This is a genomic window from Rhizobacter sp. (assembly GCA_019635355.1).
Taxonomy (GTDB): Bacteria; Pseudomonadota; Gammaproteobacteria; order Burkholderiales; family Burkholderiaceae_C; genus Rhizobacter.
Genome location: JAHBZQ010000001.1, coordinates 3,060,419 through 3,080,912, shown reverse-complemented (window position 1 = coordinate 3,080,912; position 20,494 = coordinate 3,060,419). Strand labels below are relative to the sequence as shown.

Below are 20,494 nucleotides of genomic sequence, written 5' to 3'. Positions count from 1 at the left end.
CGTTGAACACCACCGAGCCGGCCGCGCGCATCCGCCCGGCCGAAGTGGCGCTGCTGGCGTCGGTCTTCGTCGTCGCGGCCTGCGGGCTGGTCTATGAACTCGCGGCGGGGGCGCTCGCGAGTTACCTGCTGGGCGATTCGGTCCTGCAGTTCTCCACCATCATCGGCAGCTACCTCTTCGCCATGGGCATCGGCTCGTGGCTGTCGCGCTATTTCGAGCGGCAGCTGGTGGCGCACTTCCTGCGCATCGAGTTGCTGGTCGGCTTGATCGGCGGGTTGATGCCGGCGGCGCTCTTTGCGCTGCAGACGCTGCCGTCGACCAGCTTCCGCTTCGTGCTCTATGGCCTGGTGCTGCTGGTCGGCACGCTGGTGGGGCTGGAGATCCCGCTCGTCATGCGCATCCTGAAGCGCCACTTCAGCGAGCGTTATGCGCTGAAGGACCTGGTCTCGCAGGTGCTGACCTTCGACTATCTCGGGGCGCTCGCCGTGGCCGTGGCCTTCCCGCTGCTGCTGGTGCCGCACCTGGGCCTCGTGCGCACCGGCGCCTTCTTCGGTCTGCTCAACGCGGCGGTGGCGGTGTGGGCGCTGTGGCTCTTCCGCGGCGAGCTGCGGCAGCTGGGGTCGCACGTGATCGCCTGCCTCGGCGTGGTGGCGGCGCTGCTCGGCGCGATGGCGTATGCCGACCGCATCAGCACCTGGGCCGAAGACCGCTTCTACGCCGACCGCATCGTCTACAGCGAGACGAGCCGCTACCAGCGTGTGGTGGTCACCTCGGGGCGCGCGGGCGTGCGGCTCTTCCTCAACGGCAACCTGCAATTCCACTCGCGCGACGAATACCGCTACCACGAGGCCCTGGTGCACCCGGCGATGGCCGCGCACGGGGCGCCCAAGCGCGTGCTCGTGCTCGGCGGGGGCGACGGCATGGCGGTGCGCGAGGTGCTCAAGCACCCGAGCGTCGAATCGGTGACGCTCATCGAACTCGACCCGCACATGACGAAGCTCTTCGCCGAGCAGCCGATGCTGCGCGAACTCAACGGCGATGCGCTGCGCTCGCCCAAGCTCACCATCGTCAACACCGATGCCTTTGCGTGGCTGGAGCAAACCCCGGGCAGCTTCGACGTGATCGTGGTCGACTTCCCCGACCCCACCAACTTCTCGCTCGGCAAGCTCTACACCACGAGCTTCTACGCGCTGCTCGACGCGCATCTCTCGGCTTCGGGCTACGCGGTGGTGCAGACCACCTCGCCGCTCATTGCGCGCAAGAGTTACTGGACGGTGGCTGCCACGCTCGAGGCCGCGGGCCTCACCACCACGCCCTACCACGCCCACGTGCCGAGCTTCGGCGAGTGGGGCTTCATCCTCGCCAGCCGGCGGCCCTTCCGCATGCCGACCGCGCTGCCGAGCGGCCTGCGATTCCTCACCGTCGACGGCCTGCCGGGCCTGCTGCAGTTCCCGCCCGACATGGCGCGGGTGCCGGCCGAGCCCAACCGCCTGTCGAACCAGGTGCTGGTGCAGACCTTCGAGCAGGAGTGGGGCAAGGTGCACCCGTGAGCCTGCGCCGGCGTGCATTGCTGACGGCGGTGGCGGGCCTGCCGCTCGTGTCCGCCTGTCGGCGTGCGCCGGAAGTCCAGTACGACGGTGGCTGGGTCGGTGCGCAACACGCCCGTGGCCATCGACTGCGCAATCTGAAGGGGGGTGCGCTGCCGCCGCCCGCCGTCACCAAACAGCCCCACGTGCTCATCGTCGGGGCCGGTGTCGCGGGCCTCGCCTGCGCCCGCGCGTTGGCGGCGAGGCGCATCGACGACGTCCACCTCGTCGACCTGGAAGACAGCGCCGGCGGCAACAGCCGTGGCCACCAGATCGCCGGCATGGCCTGCCCGCTCGGCGCGCACTACCTGCCGGTGCCGAACGAGGCCGACGTCGACGTGGTCGCGCTGCTGGAAGAGCTGGGCCTCAGCCGCGTCGAGCACGGCAAGCGCGTGTACGACGAGCGCCACCTCTGCCACAGCCCGCAGGAGCGGCTCTTCATCGGCGGCCAGTGGCAGGATGGTTTGCTGCCGGTCCACGACCAACCCGAGGCCACGCTCGCGCAATACCGCCGCTTCGCCCAGGCGGTGACGGCGACGGCCGCGCTCGGCTTCAGCCTGCCGACCGCGCGCGCCCCGTGGACGGCCGCACACCAGGCACTCGATGCGCAGACCTTCGCCCACTGGCTCGACCGGGAGGGCTTCGATGCACCGGCATTGCGCACCTACCTCGACTACTGCTGCCGCGACGACTACGGCGCCGGGGCCGCGCAGGTGTCGGCCTGGGCCGGGCTGCACTACTTCGCCAGCCGACACGGTTTCCACGCGCCCGGCGACGCTGAGGGCGACGGCCGCGAAGGCGTGCTCACCTGGCCGCAGGGCAACGGCTGGCTCACCGAGCGCCTTGCGCAGCCGCACCACGAGCGCCTGCACGCCGGCCGGGTCGCGCTGCGCGTGGAAGAAGGTCGCCACCAGGTGAGCGTCGACCTGTGGCATGCGCAATCCGAGCGCGTGGAGCGCTGGACGGCGAAGCAGGTGGTGCTCGCCACGCCGCTTTTCATCGCGCAACGCTTGCTGGTGGCTCCCCCTTCGGCCTTGCCGACGGCCGTCTCGCAGATGCGCCACGCGCCCTGGCTCGTCGCCAACCTGCACATCGACACCCCGCTCGACGACGCCGGTGGCGCCCCGCCCGCCTGGGACAACGTGCTGCACGGCAGCCCCGCGCTCGGCTACGTGAACGCCATGCACCAGAGCACCCGCCCCCACCCCGGCCCGACCGTGCTCACGAGCTACTGGGCGCTGGGCGGCGACAACGCGGAGCAGCTGCGTGCCAACCGCGCGCGCCTGCTCGCCGACGGCTGGCAGGCGTGGTCACGCGTCGTGCTGGACGACCTGGCGAAAGCCCACCTCGACCTGCCCGCCAAGGTGAAGCGCATCGACCTCATGCGCTACGGCCACGCGATGAGCATCCCGCTGCCCGGCCTGCGCGGCAGTGCAGCACTGCAGGCCTTGGCGCGCACGACGGGCCGCGTGCACTTTGCGCACAGCGATCTGTCGGGCTACTCGGTGTTCGAAGAAGCCTTCTCGCACGGCATGCGTGTCGGGCGGCGTCTGGCGGTCTAGGCGCCGTCGCGCATCAGCGCCTCGATCTCGTCGGCCTGGACCGGCACGCCGCGGCTGATCAGCTCGCAGCCCTGTGCCGTGACCACCGCGTCGTCTTCGATGCGGATGCCGAGGTGCCAGTAGCGCTCGGGCACGCCGTCGGCGGGGCGCACGTAGAGGCCCGGTTCCAGCGTCACCACCATGCCGGGTTCGAGCCTGCGCGACGGGTGCTTGACGACGCGCCCGCCCAGGTAGTCGGGCTGCTCGAACGGGGCTTCGTCGCGGGCGAGGTAGTCGCCGGTGTCGTGCACGTCGCGCCCGAGCCAGTGGCCGGTGCCGTGCATGTAGAACTGGCGGTAGTGCGCGTGCTCGATCACGTCGTCGAGCGTGCCGTGGCGGTCGTGGCTCAGGAGACCGGTGTCGAGCAGGCCCTGGGCCAGCACGCGCACCGCGGCGTGGTGGGCCTCGCGGTGGCGCAGCCCTGGCCGCGTGGCGGCGATGGCGGCCTCCTGTGCGACGACCACGATGTCGTAGAGCTCGCGCTGCGGGGCGCTGAAGCGGCCGCTGGCGGGGAAGGTGCGGGTCACGTCGCTCGCGTAGCCGTCGAACTCGCAGCCGGCGTCGATCAGGCACAGCTCGCCTGCCTGCAGGCGCGCCGGCCCGGCGCTGTGGTGCAGCACGCAGGCATTGCGCCCGGCGGCCACGATCGACGGGTAGGCCGGCCCAGCCGCGCCGTGGCGGCGGAACTCGTGCAACAGCTCGGCCTCGATCTCGTATTCGGCCACGCTGCCGGCCGGCTCGGCGCGGAAGCGCGTGGCACAGAAGCGCATCGCACGCCGGTGGGCGCCGGCCGAGATGCTGGCCGCACGGCGCATCAGCGCCAGCTCGTCCTCGCGCTTGACGAGGCGCATCTCGTCGAGCAGCGCGGCCAGGTCGCGGTGTGCGGCAGGCGGGGCATGGCCGAAGTGCGCCTGCGCCCGCACCTTGTCGAGCCAGCCGTCGAGGCGCTGCGCGAGCGGGCTACCCGGGCCGAAGACCGTCCACACCGCGGGGGCCTGGTTGAGCAGCTCCGGCAGGCGCTGGTCGAGTTGCGAATTCGGGAAGGCGGCGTCGACACCGAGCGCCTCGCGCGCCGCCTCGGGCCCGAGGCGCACGCCGGTCCACACCTCCTGCTCGGCATGCTTCTCGCGGCAGAAGAGTTCGCTGTGGCCGTCGGCCTGCAGCACCAGCGTGGCGTCGGGTTCGTCGAAGCCGGTGAGGTAGTGGAAGTAGCTGTCGGCGCGGAACGGATGTTCGGTGTCGCGGCTGCGCGTCAGCTCGGGGGCCGTCGTCACGATGGCGATGCCACCGCCGGCGGCACGCAGCCGCCGGGCCAGCTCGGCACGACGTTCACGCTGCGGGGTGAGGCCTGCGGGTAGCGCCGGGGTGGCCGCGCTCATCGCGTCACGCCTTGCCGGAGCCTTCGATGTGTTTGACGGCCGGTGGCAGGTTGGGCGACTGGGCTTGTTTGCGCAGGCGACGCAGCTCGCGCAGCATTTCGCGGTCGGCCGTGGTGGGCTCGCGGGCGGCACGGGCGGCGGCTTCGCTGCCCTGGTCGGCTGAGCGTTTGACGGCTTGCCGGTCGCCGGCCAGCTGCTGGCGCGAGCGGATGTGATTGGCCAGGGCTTCGACTGCCTCGACCTCGCCGTGCGCATCGGTCTTCGGCAGGGCCACCACGCGCTTGTCGTTCATGCGCATGGTCAGCCGGCAGGTGCGGTTGCGGTTGAGGTGGCGCAGGGTGTAGCCCGGGGCCTCGGCCTCGACCACCGAGACGTCGCGGATGTTCTCGATCGCCACCTGGTGCACCTTGTGGCCCAAGCCGCGCTGGAACCACACGTAGCTCGCGCTGACCGTGACCCGCTCCCAGCGCGCCATGTCGAGCGCCACCGCGCCCAGCAGCATCAAGACCCCGAGGGCGCCGACCCAGCCGAGCTTCCAGGTCATGCCGATCCACATGACGACGCCCGAGGCCAGCACGAGGGCGACGATTTCGAGCATCGCGCGGTCGGCGGTGCCGTAGACGCGCCGCTCGTAGCCCACCGCTTCCGGCTCGCCGGTGGCCAGCAGGTAGACGGCCGAGGCCAGCGCCTTGGCGCCGCGGCTCAGCAGGATGTGGCCGGCCACCGCGATGGCCAGCAGGAACGGCAGGGCGAGAACATGCGTCACAGCCCGAAAGGTAGCGCGAACCTCCGGCCGGCGAAAGGCCTGCGCGCAAAGCGGTCAAAACCGGGCCGACACACGGTTGATTCGGTCGCCCGAGCGGCCACACCCCGTGGCTAAGATGCTTCACCGAGACGCCGACGACGCACCGTTCATGGCCCACACCCACGACCTCAAACCCTGGCAGCACGCGCACGTGTTCGACTCCGGCAACCGCCTGGGCGAGCGCCGCACGCACTGGGTGCTGGCGATCACGCTGCTGACGATGGGCGTGGAGATCGCCGCCGGCTGGTGGACGGGCTCGATGGCCTTGCTGGCCGATGGCTGGCACATGGGCACCCACGCCCTGGCGCTTGCGGTGACGGCCGGCGCCTACTGGCTGGCGCGCCGCCATGCGCACGACACGCGCTACGCCTTCGGCACCTGGAAGATCGAAGTGCTGGGCAGCTTCGCCAGTGCGCTGGTCCTGGGGCTGGTGGGCGTGGGCATCGTAGTCGAATCGGCAGGCCGGCTGTGGCGTGCCGAGCCGCTTCAGGCCCACTCGGCGCTGGTGGTGGCGGTGATCGGCCTGGTGGTGAACCTCGCGTCGGCGTGGCTGCTGCATGGGGCGCAGGGCGGGCACGACCACCATGACCACCATGGGCACGACTCTCACGGCCACGATCACCCGCACGAGCACGCCGACCTGAACCTGCGCGCTGCCTACGCCCACGTGCTGGCCGATGCGCTGACCTCGGTGTTTGCGATCGGCGCGCTGTCGGCGGCGCTGTGGCTCGGCTGGACCTGGCTCGACCCGGTGGTGGGCATCGTCGGCGCGGTGGTGATCGGCGTCTGGGCCTGGGGCCTGATGCGCCAGTCGGCGGCGGTGCTGCTCGACCGCGAGATGCACCTGCCGCTCACGCAGGAGGTGCGCGAGGCGATCGAGTCCGACGGCGACGCCAAGGTGGCCGACCTGCACGTGTGGCGCGTGGGCCGCGACAAATTCGCCGCCATCGTGTGCGTGGTGGCCGACGCGCCGCTCGAGCCCTCGGCCTACCGCGCGCGCCTGGCGGTGCACGAAGAGCTGGCGCATGTGTCGGTGGAGGTCAACCGCTGCCCGCACGCCGGGCCCTGAGCTGCGTCAGCGGCTGCCGCGCAGCGCTTCTTCCATGCCCGGCAAGGGCGACGCGCTCGGGTTGCGCCCCTGCAGCAGGTTCTGCATGCGGTGCTCGACCTGGCCCAGCCACTCGGGGTGCGTGAACACGTAGAAACGCCGGTCGCGGATGGCGTCGAGCACCTGCCGGCCCACCGCGAGCGGGTCCAGGCCCTGCTCGACCTGCTCGTTGAACCACTGCTTCATCGCCAGCGCCAGGGGCGAGGAGGCGGGCGCCGACGCATCGCCGAGCGTGGCCGGCCGGTTGCGCTCTGCGCTGAGGATGCGCGTGGCGACGAAGCCCGGGCACAGCAGCGAGACGTCGACGTTGGAGCGGCTGCGCTGCAATTCGAGATAGAGGCTTTCCGACAGGCTCACCACCCCCGCCTTGCTGGCTCCGTACACCGGGTTGCCGCCCGCGCTCAGCCCGGCCATCGAGGCGGTGTTGACGATGTGCGCCGGCGTGCCCTGCTTGAGCAGGATCGGCATGAAACTGCGGATGCCGTGCACCACGCCCATCAGGTTGACGCCCAGCACCCAATGCGAGTCGTCGAGCGTGCTGTGCCAGCTGGGCATGGTGCCGGCGCCCACGCCGGCGTTGTTGCAGAGGATGTCGATGCTGCCCCAGCGGTTGAGCGCTGCCTGGGCCAGGCGTTGCACCTGCTCGGGGTCGGAAACGTCGGCCACCACGGTGTGCACCTGGGCGCCGCCCGCACGCAGCGCTTTTGCGGCGGCGTCGAGTGCATCGGTTTCGACGTCGCTCAGCACCACCCGGATGCCGGCTTCGGCGAAGGCCTGGGCCATGCCGAGCCCGATGCCGCTCGCCGCGCCGGTGATGACGGCGACCTTCGCGTCGAACGAGTCCATGGCGGTCAGCCCCCGGTGTTGAGTGCGTGGAGCCGCTCGACCGTGCCCACGTCGGTCCACGGGCCGTCGTAGGCGGTGGCGCCGATGCGCCCGGCGTCGGCCCCGGCGCGCAGCAGCGGGGTCAGCGGCAGCTTCTGGCCGACGGTCACGTCTTTCACGATCGCGGCACGGAAGAGGCCGACGCTGGCCCAGGTGCGTTTCGGGGTGACGGTGCGCGAGGCGAGGCCTTGCGCATCGATGCCGAAGTCGCCTTCGGGGTGGTGCGGGGCGTTGGGCACGAGCCAGAGATGCGCGAATTGGGTGCCCTCGGCGAAACGCTGCGCCAACGCCGCGTCGAAGCGGAAGCCGGGCAGGAACACGTCGCCGGAGACGACCCAGAAGCAGTCGGTCGTGGCGTCGATGAGCAGCGGCAGGGCCTTGGCGATGCCGCCGGCGGTTTCCAGCGCGCCGCCGTGGTCGCGGCCTTCCAGCGAGTAGCGGATCGAGACGCCGTGGCGCGAGCCGTCGCCGAGCGTGTCGACGATGCGTTCTTCCAGCCAGGCGGTGTTGATCACCACCTCGCGGATGCCGTCGCGCGCGAGCGCTTCGAGGTGCCACACGATCAGCGGCTTGCCCTGCACCTCGAGCAGAGGCTTGGGCGTGTGGTCGGTGAGTGGACGCATGCGCTCGCCGCGGCCGGCGGCCAGGATCAGGGCTTTCATGTGGGGGTGCCTCGCTCGAGGGCGTGCCGCTCGACGGTCTCTGGCGCGAAGTGTGCGATCAGCGCATCGAGCAGCGCACGCGCCTTGTGGGAGTTGTCGGCGCCGAAATTGCAGACGTAGACGTCGAGCGTCACCGCCTGCAGCTCGGGCCAGGTGTGCACGGCGAGGTGAGACTCGGCGAGCAGCACCACGCCGGTCACGCCCGCGGCGCCCGGGAAGGTGTGGAAGAGTTCGCCGACGGGCTGCAGGGCGGCGCCGGCCACGGCCGCCAGGCACAGGCGCCGCAGGGCGTGTGGGTCGGTGAAGGCGGGGTTCTCCGAGGAGCATCCCCGTAAATCGGCGGTGAGGTGCAGGCCGTGCATCGGGTCGGATTATCGAGGCCCGTAAAATGCCGGGTTTCCCCCCAAACCCACCCCAGCGAGCCCATGACCGCGATCGCCTCCAACACTTCCTTGATGGCGAACGCCATCCGTGCCCTCTCGATGGACGCGGTCCAGCAAGCGAACTCCGGGCACCCCGGCGCGCCGATGGGCATGGCCGAGATCGCCGTCGCGCTGTGGGGCCGGCACCTCAAGCACAACCCGGCCAACCCGCACTGGGCCGACCGCGACCGCTTCGTGCTCAGCAACGGCCACGGCTCGATGCTCATCTACTCGCTGCTGCACCTCTCGGGCTACGACCTGCCGATGAGCGAGCTGCGCAACTTCCGCCAGCTGCACAGCAAGACGCCGGGCCACCCCGAGGTGGGCATCACCCCGGGCGTGGAGACCACCACCGGCCCGCTGGGACAGGGCTTCACCAACGCCGTGGGCCTGGCGCTCGCCGAGAAGCTCTTGGCGAAGGAATTCAACCGCGACGGCCACGAGATCGTCGACCACCACACCTACGTGTTCCTCGGCGACGGCTGCCTGATGGAAGGCATCAGCCACGAAGCCGCGGGTCTCGCCGGTGCGTGGAAGCTCAACAAGCTGATCGCCCTCTACGACGACAACGGCATCTCGATCGACGGCAAGGTCGCGCCCTGGTTCGTCGACAACACGCCGCAGCGTTTCGAGGCTTATGGCTGGAACGTGATCGCGAAGGTCGACGGCCACGACGTCGACGCGGTCGACAAGGCCATCGCGCAAGCCAAGAAGAGCGACAAGCCGACGATCATCTGCTGCCAGACCACCATCGGCAAAGGCTCGCCCAACCGCGCCGGCACCGCCAAGGCCCACGGCGAAGCGCTCGGACCCGACGAGATCAAGCTGACGCGTGAAGCGCTGGGCTGGCTGCACGAGCCCTTCGTCGTGCCCGAAGAAGCCTACGAACAGTGGGACGCCCGCCAGGCCGGCCTGCAGGCCGAGACGAAATGGGTCGATGCCTTCGAGGCCTATGCCAAGGCCCACCCCGAGCTGGCCGTCGACCTCGTGCGCCGCCTCGATGGCGAGCTGCCCAAGAACTGGAAGCAGACGGTTGCCGACATCGTGGCCGCCACGCACGCCAAGGCCGAGACCGTCGCCAGCCGCAAGGCCAGCCAGCTCGCGCTCGAAGCCTTCACCAAGGCCCTGCCCGAGCTGCTCGGCGGCAGCGCCGACCTGACCGGCTCCAACCTCACCAACACCAGCAGCACGCCGGCCCTGCGCTTCGACGAGAAGGGCGAATCGAACGGCGGCCGTCACATCAACTACGGCGTGCGCGAGTTCGGCATGGCCGCGATCATGAACGGCGTGGCGCTGCACGGCGGCTACCTGCCCTACGGCGGCACCTTCCTCACCTTCAGCGACTACAGCCGCAACGCCATCCGCATGGCCGCGCTGATGAAGCAGCGCGTGGTGCACGTGTTCACGCACGACAGCATCGGCCTCGGCGAAGACGGCCCGACGCACCAGTCGATCGAACACGCTGCCGCGCTGCGCCTGATCCCCGGCCTCGACGTCTGGCGCCCCGCCGACACCACCGAGACGGTTGTTGCCTGGGCCAGCGCCATCGAGAGCAAGACCCGCCCGAGCGCGCTGCTGCTCTCGCGCCAGAACCTCACCTACTCGCCCAAGGCCAGCCTCGACGGCATTGCCAAGGGCGCCTACGTGCTCGCCGAGCCGAGCGAAGTGGGCCTCAAGAAGAAGGCGCAGGCGGTCATCATCGCCACCGGCTCCGAAGTGCAGCTTGCGCTGCACGCGCAGTTGCAGCTCGCGGTGCAAGGCATCGCGGTGCGTGTGGTCTCCATGCCGTCGAACACTGTCTTCGACCGCCAGAGCGTCGACTACAAGGCCTCGGTGCTGCCCGCCGGCCTGCCGCGCATCGCGGTGGAAATGGGCGTGACCGACGGTTGGTGGAAGTACGGCTGCGCGGCCGTGGTGGGCATCGACACCTACGGCGAATCGGCCCCGGCCGGGGTGCTCTTCAAGCACTTCGGCTTCACTGCTGAAAACGTCGCCGACACCGTGCGCGCGGTGTTGCAGAAGAAATGAATCACCGCCGTTCGGGCTGAGCCTGTCGAAGCCCTGCGCCGCGCGCAGGCCCTTCGACAAGCTCAGGGCGGACGGAGACTTGGCAAGACTTTCAATTCACAGGAGCGAATGACATGACCATCAAGATCGGCATCAACGGCTTCGGCCGCATCGGGCGCATGGTGTTGCGCGCAGCTGTCGCCAACTTCAAGGACGTCCAGATCGTCGGCATCAACGACCTGCTGGAGCCCGACTACCTCGCCTACATGCTGCAGTACGACAGCGTGCACGGCCGCTTCGACGGCAGCATCGCCGTCGACGGCAACACGCTCATCGTCAACGGCCAGAAGATCCGCCTGACGCAAGAGCGCGACCCCGCCAACCTGAAATGGGCCGAGGTCGGTGCCGACATCGTCGTCGAGTCGACCGGTCTCTTCCTCACCAAGGAAACCGCGCAAAAGCACATCGACGCTGGCGCCAAGAAGGTCGTGATGTCGGCCCCGTCGAAGGACGACACCCCGATGTTCGTCTACGGCGTGAACGACAAGTCGTACAAGGGCGAGGCCATCATCTCCAACGCCTCGTGCACCACCAACTGCCTGGCCCCGCTCGCCAAGGTGCTGAACGACAAGTGGGGCATCAAGCGTGGCCTCATGACCACCGTGCACGCCGCCACCGCCACGCAGAAGACCGTCGACGGCCCGTCGAACAAGGACTGGCGCGGCGGCCGCGGCATCCTGGAAAACATCATCCCGTCGTCGACCGGCGCCGCCAAGGCCGTGGGCGTGGTGATCCCCGAGCTCAACAAGAAGCTGACCGGCATGTCCTTCCGCGTGCCGACCTCCGACGTGTCGGTGGTCGACCTGACCGTGGAGTTGGTCAAGGAAGCGACCTACAAGGAAATCTGCGCCGAGATGAAGGCGCAGTCGGAAGGTGCCATGAAGGGCGTGCTCGGCTACACCGAAGACAAGGTCGTCGCGACCGACTTCCGTGGCGACCCCCGCACCTCGATCTTCGACGCCGAAGCCGGCATTGCGCTCGACGGCACCTTCGTCAAGCTCGTGTCCTGGTACGACAACGAGTGGGGCTACTCCAACAAGGTGCTGGAGATGGTGCGCGTCATCGCCAAATAAGCTGGCATCTCGCACTGCAACAAAAGGCCTCGCAAGAGGCCTTTTTGCTTGCCGGCCTGGACTTTGTTGCAACCGGGCGTTTCCGTTGGGTGATTTGCCACGAGTCGTGACACGAGGGGCTGTGGGCCCGTGCCTACACTTCGCGGTCACGCCGTCCGTTGCCGTACCCACGGAATCGCGTGTTAGCGACCTTGATCCTTCGGAGTTCTGTTCATGCGCACATCCTGGCCCGCCGTGGTTGCCCTTGCCTTGCTGGCACCCCTGGGTCTTCATTCACCGGCACTGCAGGCGCAAAGCGTGGTGACGGTCGAGAACGCACGGGTCATCGTGAAGTTCAAGGCGGGCTCGTCTCTCCTGGTTGACAGGGCGCGCGCAGCGTCGGTGGGTGCCGAGCGTGCACTGGTGCTCGGCCAACGCGTGGGGGTGGCGCTGAATGCCGGCGCGGCGGTGAGCGAGCGGGCCCAGGTGGTCAGTGCCAACGGCATCAGCTCGGTCGAACTCGCCCGGCGGCTGGCCGCGCAGCCCGACGTGGAATACGCCGAGCCCGATGTGCGCCACCGTCGCATGGCACCGCCCAACGACCCGCGCTACAGCTCCGTGCTGGTGGGCTCTGGCGGGCCGGTCTCCGGCCAGTGGTACCTGAAGCCATCGAATTCGACGCTCGTTTCGGCCATCAACGCCGAGACGGCGTGGGACACCACCACCGGGAGCAGTTCCGTGGTGGTGGCTGTGCTCGACACCGGGGTGCGCTTCGACCACCCCGACCTGCTCGGTGCCGGCGTCGGCAACATGCTGGCGGGCTACGACATGATTTCGGGCGACTCCGCCATCGCCCTGGCCACCGCCAACGATGGCAATGGCCGCGACAGCGACCCCTCCGATCCGGGCGACTGGGTCAGCAGCTCGGACGTGCAGACCGCCAACTTCAGCGGCTGCCTGGTGGAAGGGAGCAGTTGGCACGGCACGCAGACCGCCAGCCTGGTCGGTGCGCTGACCGACAACGGCGTCGGCATGGCGAGTGTCGGGCGCACGGTGCAGGTGTTGCCGGTGCGCGTGCTGGGCAAGTGCGGTGGCTTCACCTCCGACATCGCGGCGGGCATTCGCTGGGCGGCCGGCATTCCGGTCACGGGTGTGCCGACCAACCCCACGCCCGCGAAGGTCATCAACATGAGCCTGGGGGGCGAGGGCGGGTGTTCCACCACCTACCAACAGGCCATCAACGAAGTCGTCGCCCTGGGGGTGGTGGTCGTGGTGTCGGCCGGCAACAGCGACGGCCATGCGGTGTCGTCACCGGCCAACTGCAATGGCGTTGTCGCCGTCACGGGCTTGCGCCATGTCGGCAGCAAGGTCGGGTTTGCCGATGTCGGCCCCGAAGTGGCGATCGCGGCGCCCGGTGGCAATTGCGTCAACGCCAGTGGGCAGTGCCTGTACCCGATCATGACGGCGACCAACACCGGCACGACCTCGCCGGTGGCCTCGGGCTACACCGATGGTGACAACGCTGCGGTCGGCACGAGTTTCTCGGCGCCGCTGGTGGCCGGCACCGTGGGTTTGATGTTCTCGGTGCGCCCGGCCATGACGGTGAACGAGGTGCGGGCCGCGCTCCAGGGCAGTGCGCGGGCCTTCCCGGCCTGGGGCGGCGACCCCGGCACGGTTGCATGCCGCGCACCCGACGGCAATTCCCAAGGCGAGTGCTACTGCACCACCAGCACCTGCGGCGCCGGCATGCTCGACACCAACGCCGCCGTGCTCGGCGCACAGCGCGGCCTGCAGGCCCGCATCACGCAGAGCGCGACCGCGCCGCGTGCCGCCCAGGCACTGACGCTGAGCGTGGCCAACAGCTATGTGCTGAGCCCGCGCACCCTCGCCAGCTACCAGTGGACGCTCGTCGATGGCGGCGGCATCGTGACGAGCCTGGGCACGACCACCGGGCCGACGGTCACGGTCACCCCGTCGGCCCAAGGGCGTTTCAGCGTCAGCGTCACGGTGACCGACAGCTCGGGTGCCCAATCGACCACGGCGCAGGCGGTGAACGTGGGGGCACCTGCGCTCATCACGGGTGGCGGTGGGGGTGGCGGCGGCGGCGGTGCCCTCGGCCTCGTCTGGCTGACCGGCCTCGCGATGGCGGTGGTCGCCCTGCAAGTGCAGCGGAACCGCATTTGCCCCCGGAAGGTGTCGCGCCGCCGGCAGTGAGTTCACCCTCCCCGCGGCGCTCCATCTTGAGGAGGCGCCATGGGGATCTGGAGCAGGTTCGGTCGGCAATTCGGGGTGCTGGTGGCGGTAGGGCTGACCTGCGGCGCCGCCGTGTGGGCCGCGCCGGCCGACGGTCTCATCGTCAAGCTGCGGGATGCGCCGGCCCATGAGCGGGCGGCGCGCCTCGGCGCTGCCGAACAGGCGCGCCACACCGAACGCCTGCAGCGCCTGCTGCAAACCGAGCGCATCACCGAAGCGCGTCTGCGCCCGGCCGGGCGTGACGCCCAGCACCTGAATTTCGGCCGCCGCCTCTCCGAAGCGGAAGCTGAAGCCCTGGCCACGCGGCTGCGTGCCCGCCCCGAGGTCGAATGGGTGGAGCCCAACACCCGCGAGCGCCTGCTGCAGGCGCTGCCCACGCCCGACGACCCCTACTTCCGCTACGTCTCGCCGACCGATCTCGGCCAGTGGTGGCTGCGCCCCGACGGCGAGACCACCGGCGGCCAGCTGCCGAGCTACGGGGCCCCGGGGGTGCAGAACGCGTGGGCCTGGCAGACCGGCCGGCCGAGCGCGGTGGTGGCAGTGCTTGACACCGGCATCACCGCCCACGCCGACCTGGCCGGGCGTGTGCTGCCGGGCTACGACTTCGTCTCGGAACTCGAATACGCCAACGACGGAAACGGCCGCGACCCCGATCCGTCGGACCCCGGCGACTGGGTCTCGCCGGCCGACATCACCGGCAACCCCGCGCTCTTCGACACCTGCCCCGAGCAACCCAGCTCCTGGCACGGCACCATCATCAGCGGCGTCGTCGCCGCTGCCACCAACAACAACCTCGGCGTGGCGGGCGTGAGCTGGAACGGGCGCGTGCTGCCCGTGCGGGTGGCAGGCAAGTGCGGCGCCACCGTGCTCGACATCACCGACGGCATGCGCTGGGCGGCCGGCCTCGCGGTGCCGGGGGCGCCCCTCAACCCCCACCCGGCGCGCATCGTCAACATCAGCTTCGGCGGCAGTGCCGCGTGCGGCGGGCTGTACCAGAGCACGGTCGACGAGCTGGCGAGCGTCGGCGTGGTGGTGGTGGCCGCGGCCGGCAACGAGGCCGGCGCCGTCACGCGGCCCGCGAGTTGCCGCGGGGTGGTCGGCGTGGCGGCCCTCGCCCGCGATGGCTTGAAGGCCTCGTATTCGAACTTCGGGCCACAGGTCACCGTCGCCACCGTCGGCGGCGACCCCGATGCCGACGATGGCCTGCTCACGCTGCTCAACACTGGCAGCCAGGCGCCGGGGGCCGACAGCTACGGCAACGTGTTCGGCACGAGCTTCGCCACGCCCGTGGTCTCGGGCGTCATCAGCCTGATGCTGAGCGTGAACGAGCGGCTCACGGTGGCACAGGTGATCGCCGGCCTGCGCGCCACGGCACGGCCGCATGTGCAGTCGGCGGGTGGGGTGCCGGCGTGTTCGTCGTCGAGTCCGAACACCTGCGTGTGCACCACCAGCACCTGCGGCGCGGGCGTGCTCGATGCCGAGGGCGCGCTGCGTTATGCGGCGTCACCACCGCCGCCAGCGGGTGCGTCGGACGACGGTGGGGGCGGAGCGTTGGGTGCGCTGTGGCTGTTGGGGCTCGCGCTGGCGGTGGCCGCGCTGCAGTCGCAGCGCCGGCCGATCAGGGGCGGGCGCAGGCGGTGAAGCTCTTGCCGAGCAGCGGCTCGGCGCGCAGGCCGGCCAGCCGCGCCTGCAGCGTGGCGTCGGCGCGCTCCACGCGCAGGCTGTGCGTGACGGCGGGCGGCGAGAGCGGCATCACCCGGGCGGTGCGCACGCCACGCTGCGTGACCTCGGCCAGCGCCTTGTCGGCCGCGGCGCGGTTGTCGTAGCGGCCGAGGGCGAGGCCATCGGCCAGCTCGGGCGGCACGTTGCGCAGCTCCTCGAAGCCGATCTTCAGGCGCTTGAGTTCGTCGGCCTTCTTCTGCAGCGCCTCGCGGTTGGGGTACTTGCCCATGTAGACGATCCATACGCCGGGCGTCTCGGTCTTGAGGCTGGCCCAGCTGCCGGCCGGCAGCACCGTCTGCAGCACACCTTCGGCGGCCGTGATCTGCGCCGGCGTGTACGGGCCGGCCTCGAGGCACACGGGGGCGGGCTCGGTGGCCGTGGCCGCGATGGCCACAGCCGACGCGGCCGGCAGCACGCGGATGGTCTCGGGCCTCACCTGGCGCGTGAGCCGGTCGGGCTCGCGGTCGCCTTGCGCACGCACGCCGATCACGTTGTCGAGCAGGCCCTGCGTCCACGCATAGAACGCCAGGTTGGCCAGCAGCAGCACCACCACCAGCAGGCGCAGCATCAGCGGCTGTCTCCGGCACGGCCGTCGTCGCCGTCGCGCACGAGCCGCACGCTCACCTCGCCGCTGCTCACCTCGTGCAGCTCGGCCGCGTCGCGCACGAGCAGCGCGCCCGTGGGCGAGATGCCGGCCGCGACGCCGGTGGGCACGTTGGCCTGCGTGGTGGTCACGTTGCGGCCGCGCAGCAGGTCGCGGGCGGCGTAGCGCGCGGCAAAGGGCGCGAAGCCGTGCCGTTCGAAGTCTTTCAGGGCCCGCACGAGCGGCTCGGCCACCAGGGCCAGCGTGCTCGGGGCGGTGGCGTCGGGGTCGAGCTCCTGCAGGCAGGCGTAGCCGCTGCTCAGGTCTTCGAGAGGCTGCGGCGTGATGTTGAGGCCGATGCCGATGACGGCCAGGCGCACCGGGCCGGCCGTCACCGTCTCGATGAGGATGCCGCCCAGCTTGCGCCCGGGAGGCGCGCCCGGGGTGGGCGCCGGGTCCATCAGCCAGAGGTCGTTGGGCCACTTGAGGCCGACGCGCGCGCCGGCGGGCTCCAGCGCGTCGGCGATCGCCACGCCGACCGCGAGCGACAGGCCCGACCAGTCGGCCGGGTTCATCGGCAACGAGAGCGAAAACGTGAGCGAGGCGCCGATGCTCGCCTGCCAGGTGCGACCCAGTCGGCCGCGGCCGCCCGTCTGGTGCTCGGCCACGAGCAGGCAGGGCTGCACGTCGGCGGCGCGGCGGCCGAAGGCGCCGCTTTCGATGCTGCGGCGAACCTGCACCAGCTCATCGGTGGGCGGCTCGGCGCGCACCCGGGCCCGCTCGAGCAGTGCGCTGTTGGTGGAGACGCTGCGCGCCACCACCTCCACGCTCAGGCCGGGCAACAGCGGCTCCAGCCGCTGCCACAGCGCTTCTGCTCCCCATTGCAAGGAGTGGTTCATGTCTGCCCCTCGGCCGACGGGTACGTCAGCCGATCCCCCATGGGGATGGCGGGCCGGCTTGGGAGCGGCCCGGCGCTCGGCCCGCCAGCTCGGGTTGACAGTGAGGGTCTCATGTCACGTGCGTTCAGCGTTTCGGCGAGAGCATGGTGCCGCGGCAGTTCTTTGCGCCGCAGCGGCATTCGTATTCTTTCTTCAGCTTGGGCGTATAGGGCTCGTCGATCGTCAAGCCATAGTCGTAGAACAGTTCCTCGCCCGGCTTCAGGTTGCGCAAAGCCTTGATGAAGACACGGCCATTCTGCTCGTCGGCCTCGCAGTTGGGGTTGCACGCGTGGTTGATCCAGCGGGCCGAGTTGCCGCCGACGTTGGCGTCGATCGCGTCGCCGCTGTCGAGCGAGAAATAGAAAGTGTGGTTGGGGTCGCTCGGGTCGTGCGGGTGGCGGCGCAGGGCTTCGTCCCAGGAGATGGTCTCGCCCTTGTATTCGATGATGGTCTCGCCCTTGGCGATGGGGGCGATGGCGTAGACGCCCTTGCCGTGCACGCCGCTGCGGCGGACCTGGATGCGCTTGCCCGCAGACGCGGCCTTGGGTGCCGCCTTCGCGGTCGTGGCAGGGGGGGCGGCGCGGCGGGCTTGCGTCATCGTGCTGTTTGGGTACATTGAATTCATGGGTGCGCGCATGCGTGTGTGCACATACGTGTGTGCGCATGCGCATGCGCGCGAGAGGCTGGATTGTAGAGAGAGCGCCGGCGACACCGGCACAAGGAACACAGAAAGAGCCATGAGCAAGTCTTTGATCATTGCGGAGAAGCCGTCGGTCGCGCAGGACATCGTGCGTGCGCTGACGCCGGTCGCCGGCAAGTTCGACAAGCACGACGAGTACTTCGAGGGCGAGCATCACATCGTGACGTCGGCCGTGGGCCACCTGCTGGAGATCAAGGCGCCGGAGGAGTTCGACGTCAAGCGCGGCAAGTGGAGCTTTGCCAACCTGCCGGTGATCCCACCGCACTTCGAGCTGAACCCGATCGACAAGAGCAAGGGCCGGCTCAACGCCATCGTGAAGCTGGTCAAGCGCAAGGACGTGGGCGAACTGATCAACGCCTGCGACGCGGGCCGCGAGGGCGAGCTGATCTTCCGCCTCATCCAGCAGCACGCGAAGAGCAAGCACCCGGTCAAGCGCCTGTGGCTGCAGAGCATGACGCCGCAGGCCATCCGCGAGGGCTTCGAGCACCTGCGCTCCGACGCCGAGCTGCAAGGCTTGGCCGAAGCCGCGCGCAGCCGCTCGGAGGCCGACTGGCTGGTGGGCATCAACGGCACCCGCGCGATGACGGCCTTCAACTCGCGCGACGGCGGCTTCTTCCTCACCACCGTGGGCCGCGTGCAGACGCCCACGCTCAGCATCGTGGTCGAGCGTGAAGAAAAGATCCGCAAGCACGTGGCGCGCGACTACTGGGAGATCAAGGCGAGCTTTGCCGCCCAGGCCGGTGAATACGAAGGCAAGTGGTTCGACCCCAAGTGGAAGAAGAACGCCGACGACCCCGAGCAGCGCGCCGACCGTGTGTGGGACGCCAAGACCGCCCAGGCCATCGCCGATGCCGCACGGGGCCAGCCCGCCACCGTCACCGAGGAAAGCAAGCCCAGCACGCAAAGCTCGCCCGGTCTGTACGACCTGACCACGCTGCAGCGCGAGGCCAACTCGCGCTTCGGCTTTTCCGCCAAGACCACGCTCAGCATCGCGCAGGCGCTGTATGAGAAGCACAAGGCGCTCACCTACCCACGGACCGACAGCAAGCACCTGCCGGAAGACTACGTGGCCGTGGTGAAGAACACCATGGAGATGATCGCCAACGAAGACATGCCGGGCCCGCTCAAGGCGCTGTCGACGCACGCGAAGACGGCGATCAAGAACGGCTACGTCAAGCCCAACAAGCGCATCTTCGACAACGCCAAGGTGTCGGACCACTTCGCCATCATCCCCACGCTGATCGCGCCCAAGAGCCTGACCGAGGTCGAGGCCAAGCTGTACGACATGGTGGTCAAGCGCTTCCTGGCGGTGTTCTTCCCGCCGGCGGAGTTCATGGTCACCACCCGCATCAGCACGGCGGCGGGCCACAGCTTCCAGACCAACGGCAAGGTGATGGTCAAGCCTGGCTGGCTCGCCATCTACGGCCGCGAGGCCCAGGAAGACGACGCCAACCTCGTGGCGGTGGAGAAGGGCGAGGTCGTGCGCACCGAAGCGGTGGACGTCAACGCGCTCAAGACCAAGCCGCCGGCGCGCTACACCGAAGCCACGCTGCTCTCGGCGATGGAAGGTGCGGGCAAGCTGATCGACGACGACGAGTTGCGCGAGGCCATGCAGGAGAAGGGCCTGGGCACACCGGCCACGCGCGCGGCCATCATCGAAGGCCTGATCCTCGAGAAGTACATCCACCGCGATGGGCGCGAGCTGATTCCCACCGCCAAGGCCTTCCAGCTCGCCACGCTGTTGCGCGGCCTGGGCGTGGAAGACCTCACCAAGCCCGAGCTCACCGGCAACTGGGAATTTCAGCTGGCCGAGATGGAGAAAGGCCGGTTGAGCCGCGACAAGTTCATGGCCGAGATCGCCGCGATGACGCAGCGCATCGTCGCCAAGGCCAAGGAATACGACCGCGACACCATCCCAGGCGACTACGCGACGCTCAAGGCACCGTGCCCCAACTGCGGCGGCGTGGTGAAAGAGAACTATCGCCGCTTCACCTGCACCGGCAAGTCGGGTGACGGCGAAGGTTGTGGCTTCTCCATCGGCAAGATTCCGGGTGGCCGCAGCTTCGAGCTGCACGAGGTCGAAGACTTCCTCGTGCACAAGAAGATCGGCCCGCTCGAAGGCTTCCGCTCCAAGGCGGGCTGGCCCTTCACCGCCGAGCTCAAGCTCGTGTTCGACGACGAGATCAAGAACTGGAAGCTCGAGTTCGACTTCGGCGAAGACGCGAAGAAGGAAGGCGAGTCCGGCGAGCCGGTCGATTTCTCGGGGCAGGAGCCGCTCGGTGTCTGCCCCAAGGACCAGGGCCGCGTCTACGAACACGGCACGAGCTACGTGTGCGAGCACGCCGTGGGCGCCAACGTGACCTGCGACTTCAAGAGCGGCAAGATCATCCTGCAGCAGCCGGTGGCGCGCGAGCAGATGACGAAGCTGCTGGCCACCGGCAAGACCGACCTGCTGGAGAACTTCGTCTCCAACAAGACGCGGCGCAAGTTCAAGGCCTTCCTCGCCTTCGACAAGAAGGAAGGCAAGGTGAGCTTCGAGTTCCAGCCGCGCGCCGGCAAGGCGCCGCCCGCGAAGGCCGCGCCGGCCAAGGCTGCCGCCAAGGAGGCTGCACCGGTCGAGGCCGCGCCGGCGAAGAAGGTGGCTGCGAAGAAGACCCCGGCCAAGAAAGCCGCAGCGAAGAAGGCGGCTTGAGGGCTGCTGCAAAATGGCCGCGACGCTGGTCCAACGCAA

Annotated in this window: 16 protein-coding genes; 8 read left to right on the top strand and 8 right to left on the bottom strand. The window is 69.6% G+C overall.

Features of this window, described 5'->3' with window-relative positions:
• The first annotated feature begins 2 nt into the window (after positions 1–2).
• Both KF892_13970 and KF892_13965 read left to right on the top strand, forming a co-directional pair.
• On the top strand, positions 3–1,550 hold the full coding sequence (locus KF892_13970; GenBank protein MBX3626117.1) for a polyamine aminopropyltransferase: 1,548 nt from the start codon (positions 3–5) through the stop codon (positions 1,548–1,550).
• Entirely contained in the window at positions 1,529–3,148 is a 1,620-nt protein-coding gene (locus tag KF892_13965; GenBank protein ID MBX3626116.1) for an NAD(P)-binding protein, read from the top strand. Before KF892_13970 ends, KF892_13965 begins: the two co-directional genes overlap by 22 nt.
• On the opposite strand, the gene KF892_13960 is transcribed toward KF892_13965, so the two are convergent.
• Both KF892_13960 and KF892_13955 read right to left on the bottom strand, forming a co-directional pair.
• Positions 3,145–4,566 carry an aminopeptidase P N-terminal domain-containing protein gene (locus tag KF892_13960; GenBank protein MBX3626115.1) on the bottom strand — a complete coding sequence of 474 codons (1,422 nt, stop codon included), beginning with the start codon at positions 4,564–4,566 and terminating at the stop codon, positions 3,145–3,147. The genes KF892_13965 and KF892_13960 overlap by 4 nt on opposite strands.
• 4 nt (positions 4,567–4,570) lie before the next feature.
• The gene (locus KF892_13955; GenBank protein MBX3626114.1) at positions 4,571–5,332 is read right to left on the bottom strand and encodes a hypothetical protein; all 762 of its coding nucleotides are present in this window, start codon (positions 5,330–5,332) and stop codon (positions 4,571–4,573) included.
• 148 nt (positions 5,333–5,480) lie between these two features.
• Here KF892_13955 and dmeF point away from each other — a divergent pair, with 148 nt between their 5' ends.
• Positions 5,481–6,440: a CDF family Co(II)/Ni(II) efflux transporter DmeF gene (gene dmeF, locus KF892_13950; GenBank protein ID MBX3626113.1), complete on the top strand. Its 960-nt coding sequence runs from the start codon at positions 5,481–5,483 to the stop codon at positions 6,438–6,440.
• Positions 6,441–6,446: 6 nt separating this feature from the next.
• Here dmeF and KF892_13945 read toward each other — a convergent pair whose 3' ends face one another.
• Genes KF892_13945 through speD form a run of 3 tightly spaced genes read right to left on the bottom strand, consistent with a single transcriptional unit; the run spans position 6,447 to position 8,388 of the window.
• Positions 6,447–7,325 (bottom strand): SDR family NAD(P)-dependent oxidoreductase, encoded by an 879-nt coding sequence (locus KF892_13945; protein ID MBX3626112.1) that lies wholly within the window; start codon positions 7,323–7,325, stop codon positions 6,447–6,449.
• A 5-nt stretch (positions 7,326–7,330) separates the two neighbouring features.
• A complete protein-coding gene (locus KF892_13940; protein ID MBX3626111.1) occupies positions 7,331–8,026 on the bottom strand; it encodes a nucleotidyltransferase family protein in 696 nt (231 codons plus the stop codon).
• Positions 8,023–8,388 carry an adenosylmethionine decarboxylase gene (gene speD / locus KF892_13935; protein ID MBX3626110.1) on the bottom strand — a complete coding sequence of 122 codons (366 nt, stop codon included), beginning with the start codon at positions 8,386–8,388 and terminating at the stop codon, positions 8,023–8,025. The genes KF892_13940 and speD overlap by 4 nt, the downstream gene beginning before the upstream one ends.
• A gap of 93 nt (positions 8,389–8,481) precedes the next feature.
• Between speD and tkt the strand changes: the two genes are divergently transcribed.
• The 4 genes from tkt to KF892_13915 all read left to right on the top strand — a co-directional run bounded on the left by tkt (position 8,482) and on the right by KF892_13915 (position 15,461).
• Positions 8,482–10,476, top strand: a complete 1,995-nt coding sequence (gene tkt / locus KF892_13930; GenBank protein MBX3626109.1) for a transketolase — start codon at positions 8,482–8,484, stop codon at positions 10,474–10,476.
• A gap of 113 nt (positions 10,477–10,589) precedes the next feature.
• Positions 10,590–11,588 carry a type I glyceraldehyde-3-phosphate dehydrogenase gene (gene gap, locus KF892_13925; GenBank protein ID MBX3626108.1) on the top strand — a complete coding sequence of 333 codons (999 nt, stop codon included), beginning with the start codon at positions 10,590–10,592 and terminating at the stop codon, positions 11,586–11,588.
• A 213-nt stretch (positions 11,589–11,801) separates the two neighbouring features.
• Positions 11,802–13,781: a S8 family peptidase gene (locus KF892_13920; GenBank protein ID MBX3626107.1), complete on the top strand. Its 1,980-nt coding sequence runs from the start codon at positions 11,802–11,804 to the stop codon at positions 13,779–13,781.
• A 39-nt stretch (positions 13,782–13,820) separates the two neighbouring features.
• Positions 13,821–15,461: a S8 family serine peptidase gene (locus KF892_13915; protein ID MBX3626106.1), complete on the top strand. Its 1,641-nt coding sequence runs from the start codon at positions 13,821–13,823 to the stop codon at positions 15,459–15,461.
• On the opposite strand, the gene KF892_13910 is transcribed toward KF892_13915, so the two are convergent.
• The 3 genes from KF892_13910 to KF892_13900 all read right to left on the bottom strand — a co-directional run bounded on the left by KF892_13910 (position 15,439) and on the right by KF892_13900 (position 17,661).
• Positions 15,439–16,110, bottom strand: coding sequence for a hypothetical protein (locus tag KF892_13910; protein MBX3626105.1), 672 nt, complete (start codon positions 16,108–16,110; stop codon positions 15,439–15,441). The two genes, KF892_13915 and KF892_13910, sit on opposite strands and share 23 nt — an antisense overlap.
• Positions 16,110–17,024, bottom strand: coding sequence for a biotin--[acetyl-CoA-carboxylase] ligase (locus KF892_13905; GenBank protein MBX3626104.1), 915 nt, complete (start codon positions 17,022–17,024; stop codon positions 16,110–16,112). Before KF892_13905 ends, KF892_13910 begins: the two co-directional genes overlap by 1 nt.
• Positions 17,025–17,148: 124 nt before the next feature.
• Positions 17,149–17,661, bottom strand: a complete 513-nt coding sequence (locus KF892_13900; protein ID MBX3626103.1) for an SET domain-containing protein-lysine N-methyltransferase — start codon at positions 17,659–17,661, stop codon at positions 17,149–17,151.
• A 139-nt stretch (positions 17,662–17,800) separates the two neighbouring features.
• Between KF892_13900 and KF892_13895 the strand changes: the two genes are divergently transcribed.
• Positions 17,801–20,455: a DNA topoisomerase III gene (locus tag KF892_13895; protein MBX3626102.1), complete on the top strand. Its 2,655-nt coding sequence runs from the start codon at positions 17,801–17,803 to the stop codon at positions 20,453–20,455.
• The last annotated feature ends 39 nt before the right edge of the window (positions 20,456–20,494 follow it).

Excerpts from the sequence above, each read along its gene's own strand:
- KF892_13960 (MBX3626115.1), bottom strand. The coding sequence starts at position 4,566 with ATGAGCGCGGCCACCCCGGCGCTACCCGCAGGCCTCACCCCGCAGCGT.
- dmeF (MBX3626113.1), top strand. The coding sequence starts at position 5,481 with ATGGCCCACACCCACGACCTCAAACCCTGGCAGCACGCGCACGTGTTC.
- KF892_13945 (MBX3626112.1), bottom strand. The coding sequence starts at position 7,325 with ATGGACTCGTTCGACGCGAAGGTCGCCGTCATCACCGGCGCGGCGAGC.
- KF892_13940 (MBX3626111.1), bottom strand. The coding sequence starts at position 8,026 with ATGAAAGCCCTGATCCTGGCCGCCGGCCGCGGCGAGCGCATGCGTCCA.
- speD (MBX3626110.1), bottom strand. The coding sequence starts at position 8,388 with ATGCACGGCCTGCACCTCACCGCCGATTTACGGGGATGCTCCTCGGAG.
- tkt (MBX3626109.1), top strand. The coding sequence starts at position 8,482 with ATGGCGAACGCCATCCGTGCCCTCTCGATGGACGCGGTCCAGCAAGCG.
- gap (MBX3626108.1), top strand. The coding sequence starts at position 10,590 with ATGACCATCAAGATCGGCATCAACGGCTTCGGCCGCATCGGGCGCATG.
- KF892_13920 (MBX3626107.1), top strand. The coding sequence starts at position 11,802 with ATGCGCACATCCTGGCCCGCCGTGGTTGCCCTTGCCTTGCTGGCACCC.
- KF892_13915 (MBX3626106.1), top strand. The coding sequence starts at position 13,821 with ATGGGGATCTGGAGCAGGTTCGGTCGGCAATTCGGGGTGCTGGTGGCG.
- KF892_13910 (MBX3626105.1), bottom strand. The coding sequence starts at position 16,110 with ATGCTGCGCCTGCTGGTGGTGGTGCTGCTGCTGGCCAACCTGGCGTTC.
- KF892_13905 (MBX3626104.1), bottom strand. The coding sequence starts at position 17,024 with ATGAACCACTCCTTGCAATGGGGAGCAGAAGCGCTGTGGCAGCGGCTG.
- KF892_13900 (MBX3626103.1), bottom strand. The coding sequence starts at position 17,661 with ATGACGCAAGCCCGCCGCGCCGCCCCCCCTGCCACGACCGCGAAGGCG.
- KF892_13895 (MBX3626102.1), top strand. The coding sequence starts at position 17,801 with ATGAGCAAGTCTTTGATCATTGCGGAGAAGCCGTCGGTCGCGCAGGAC.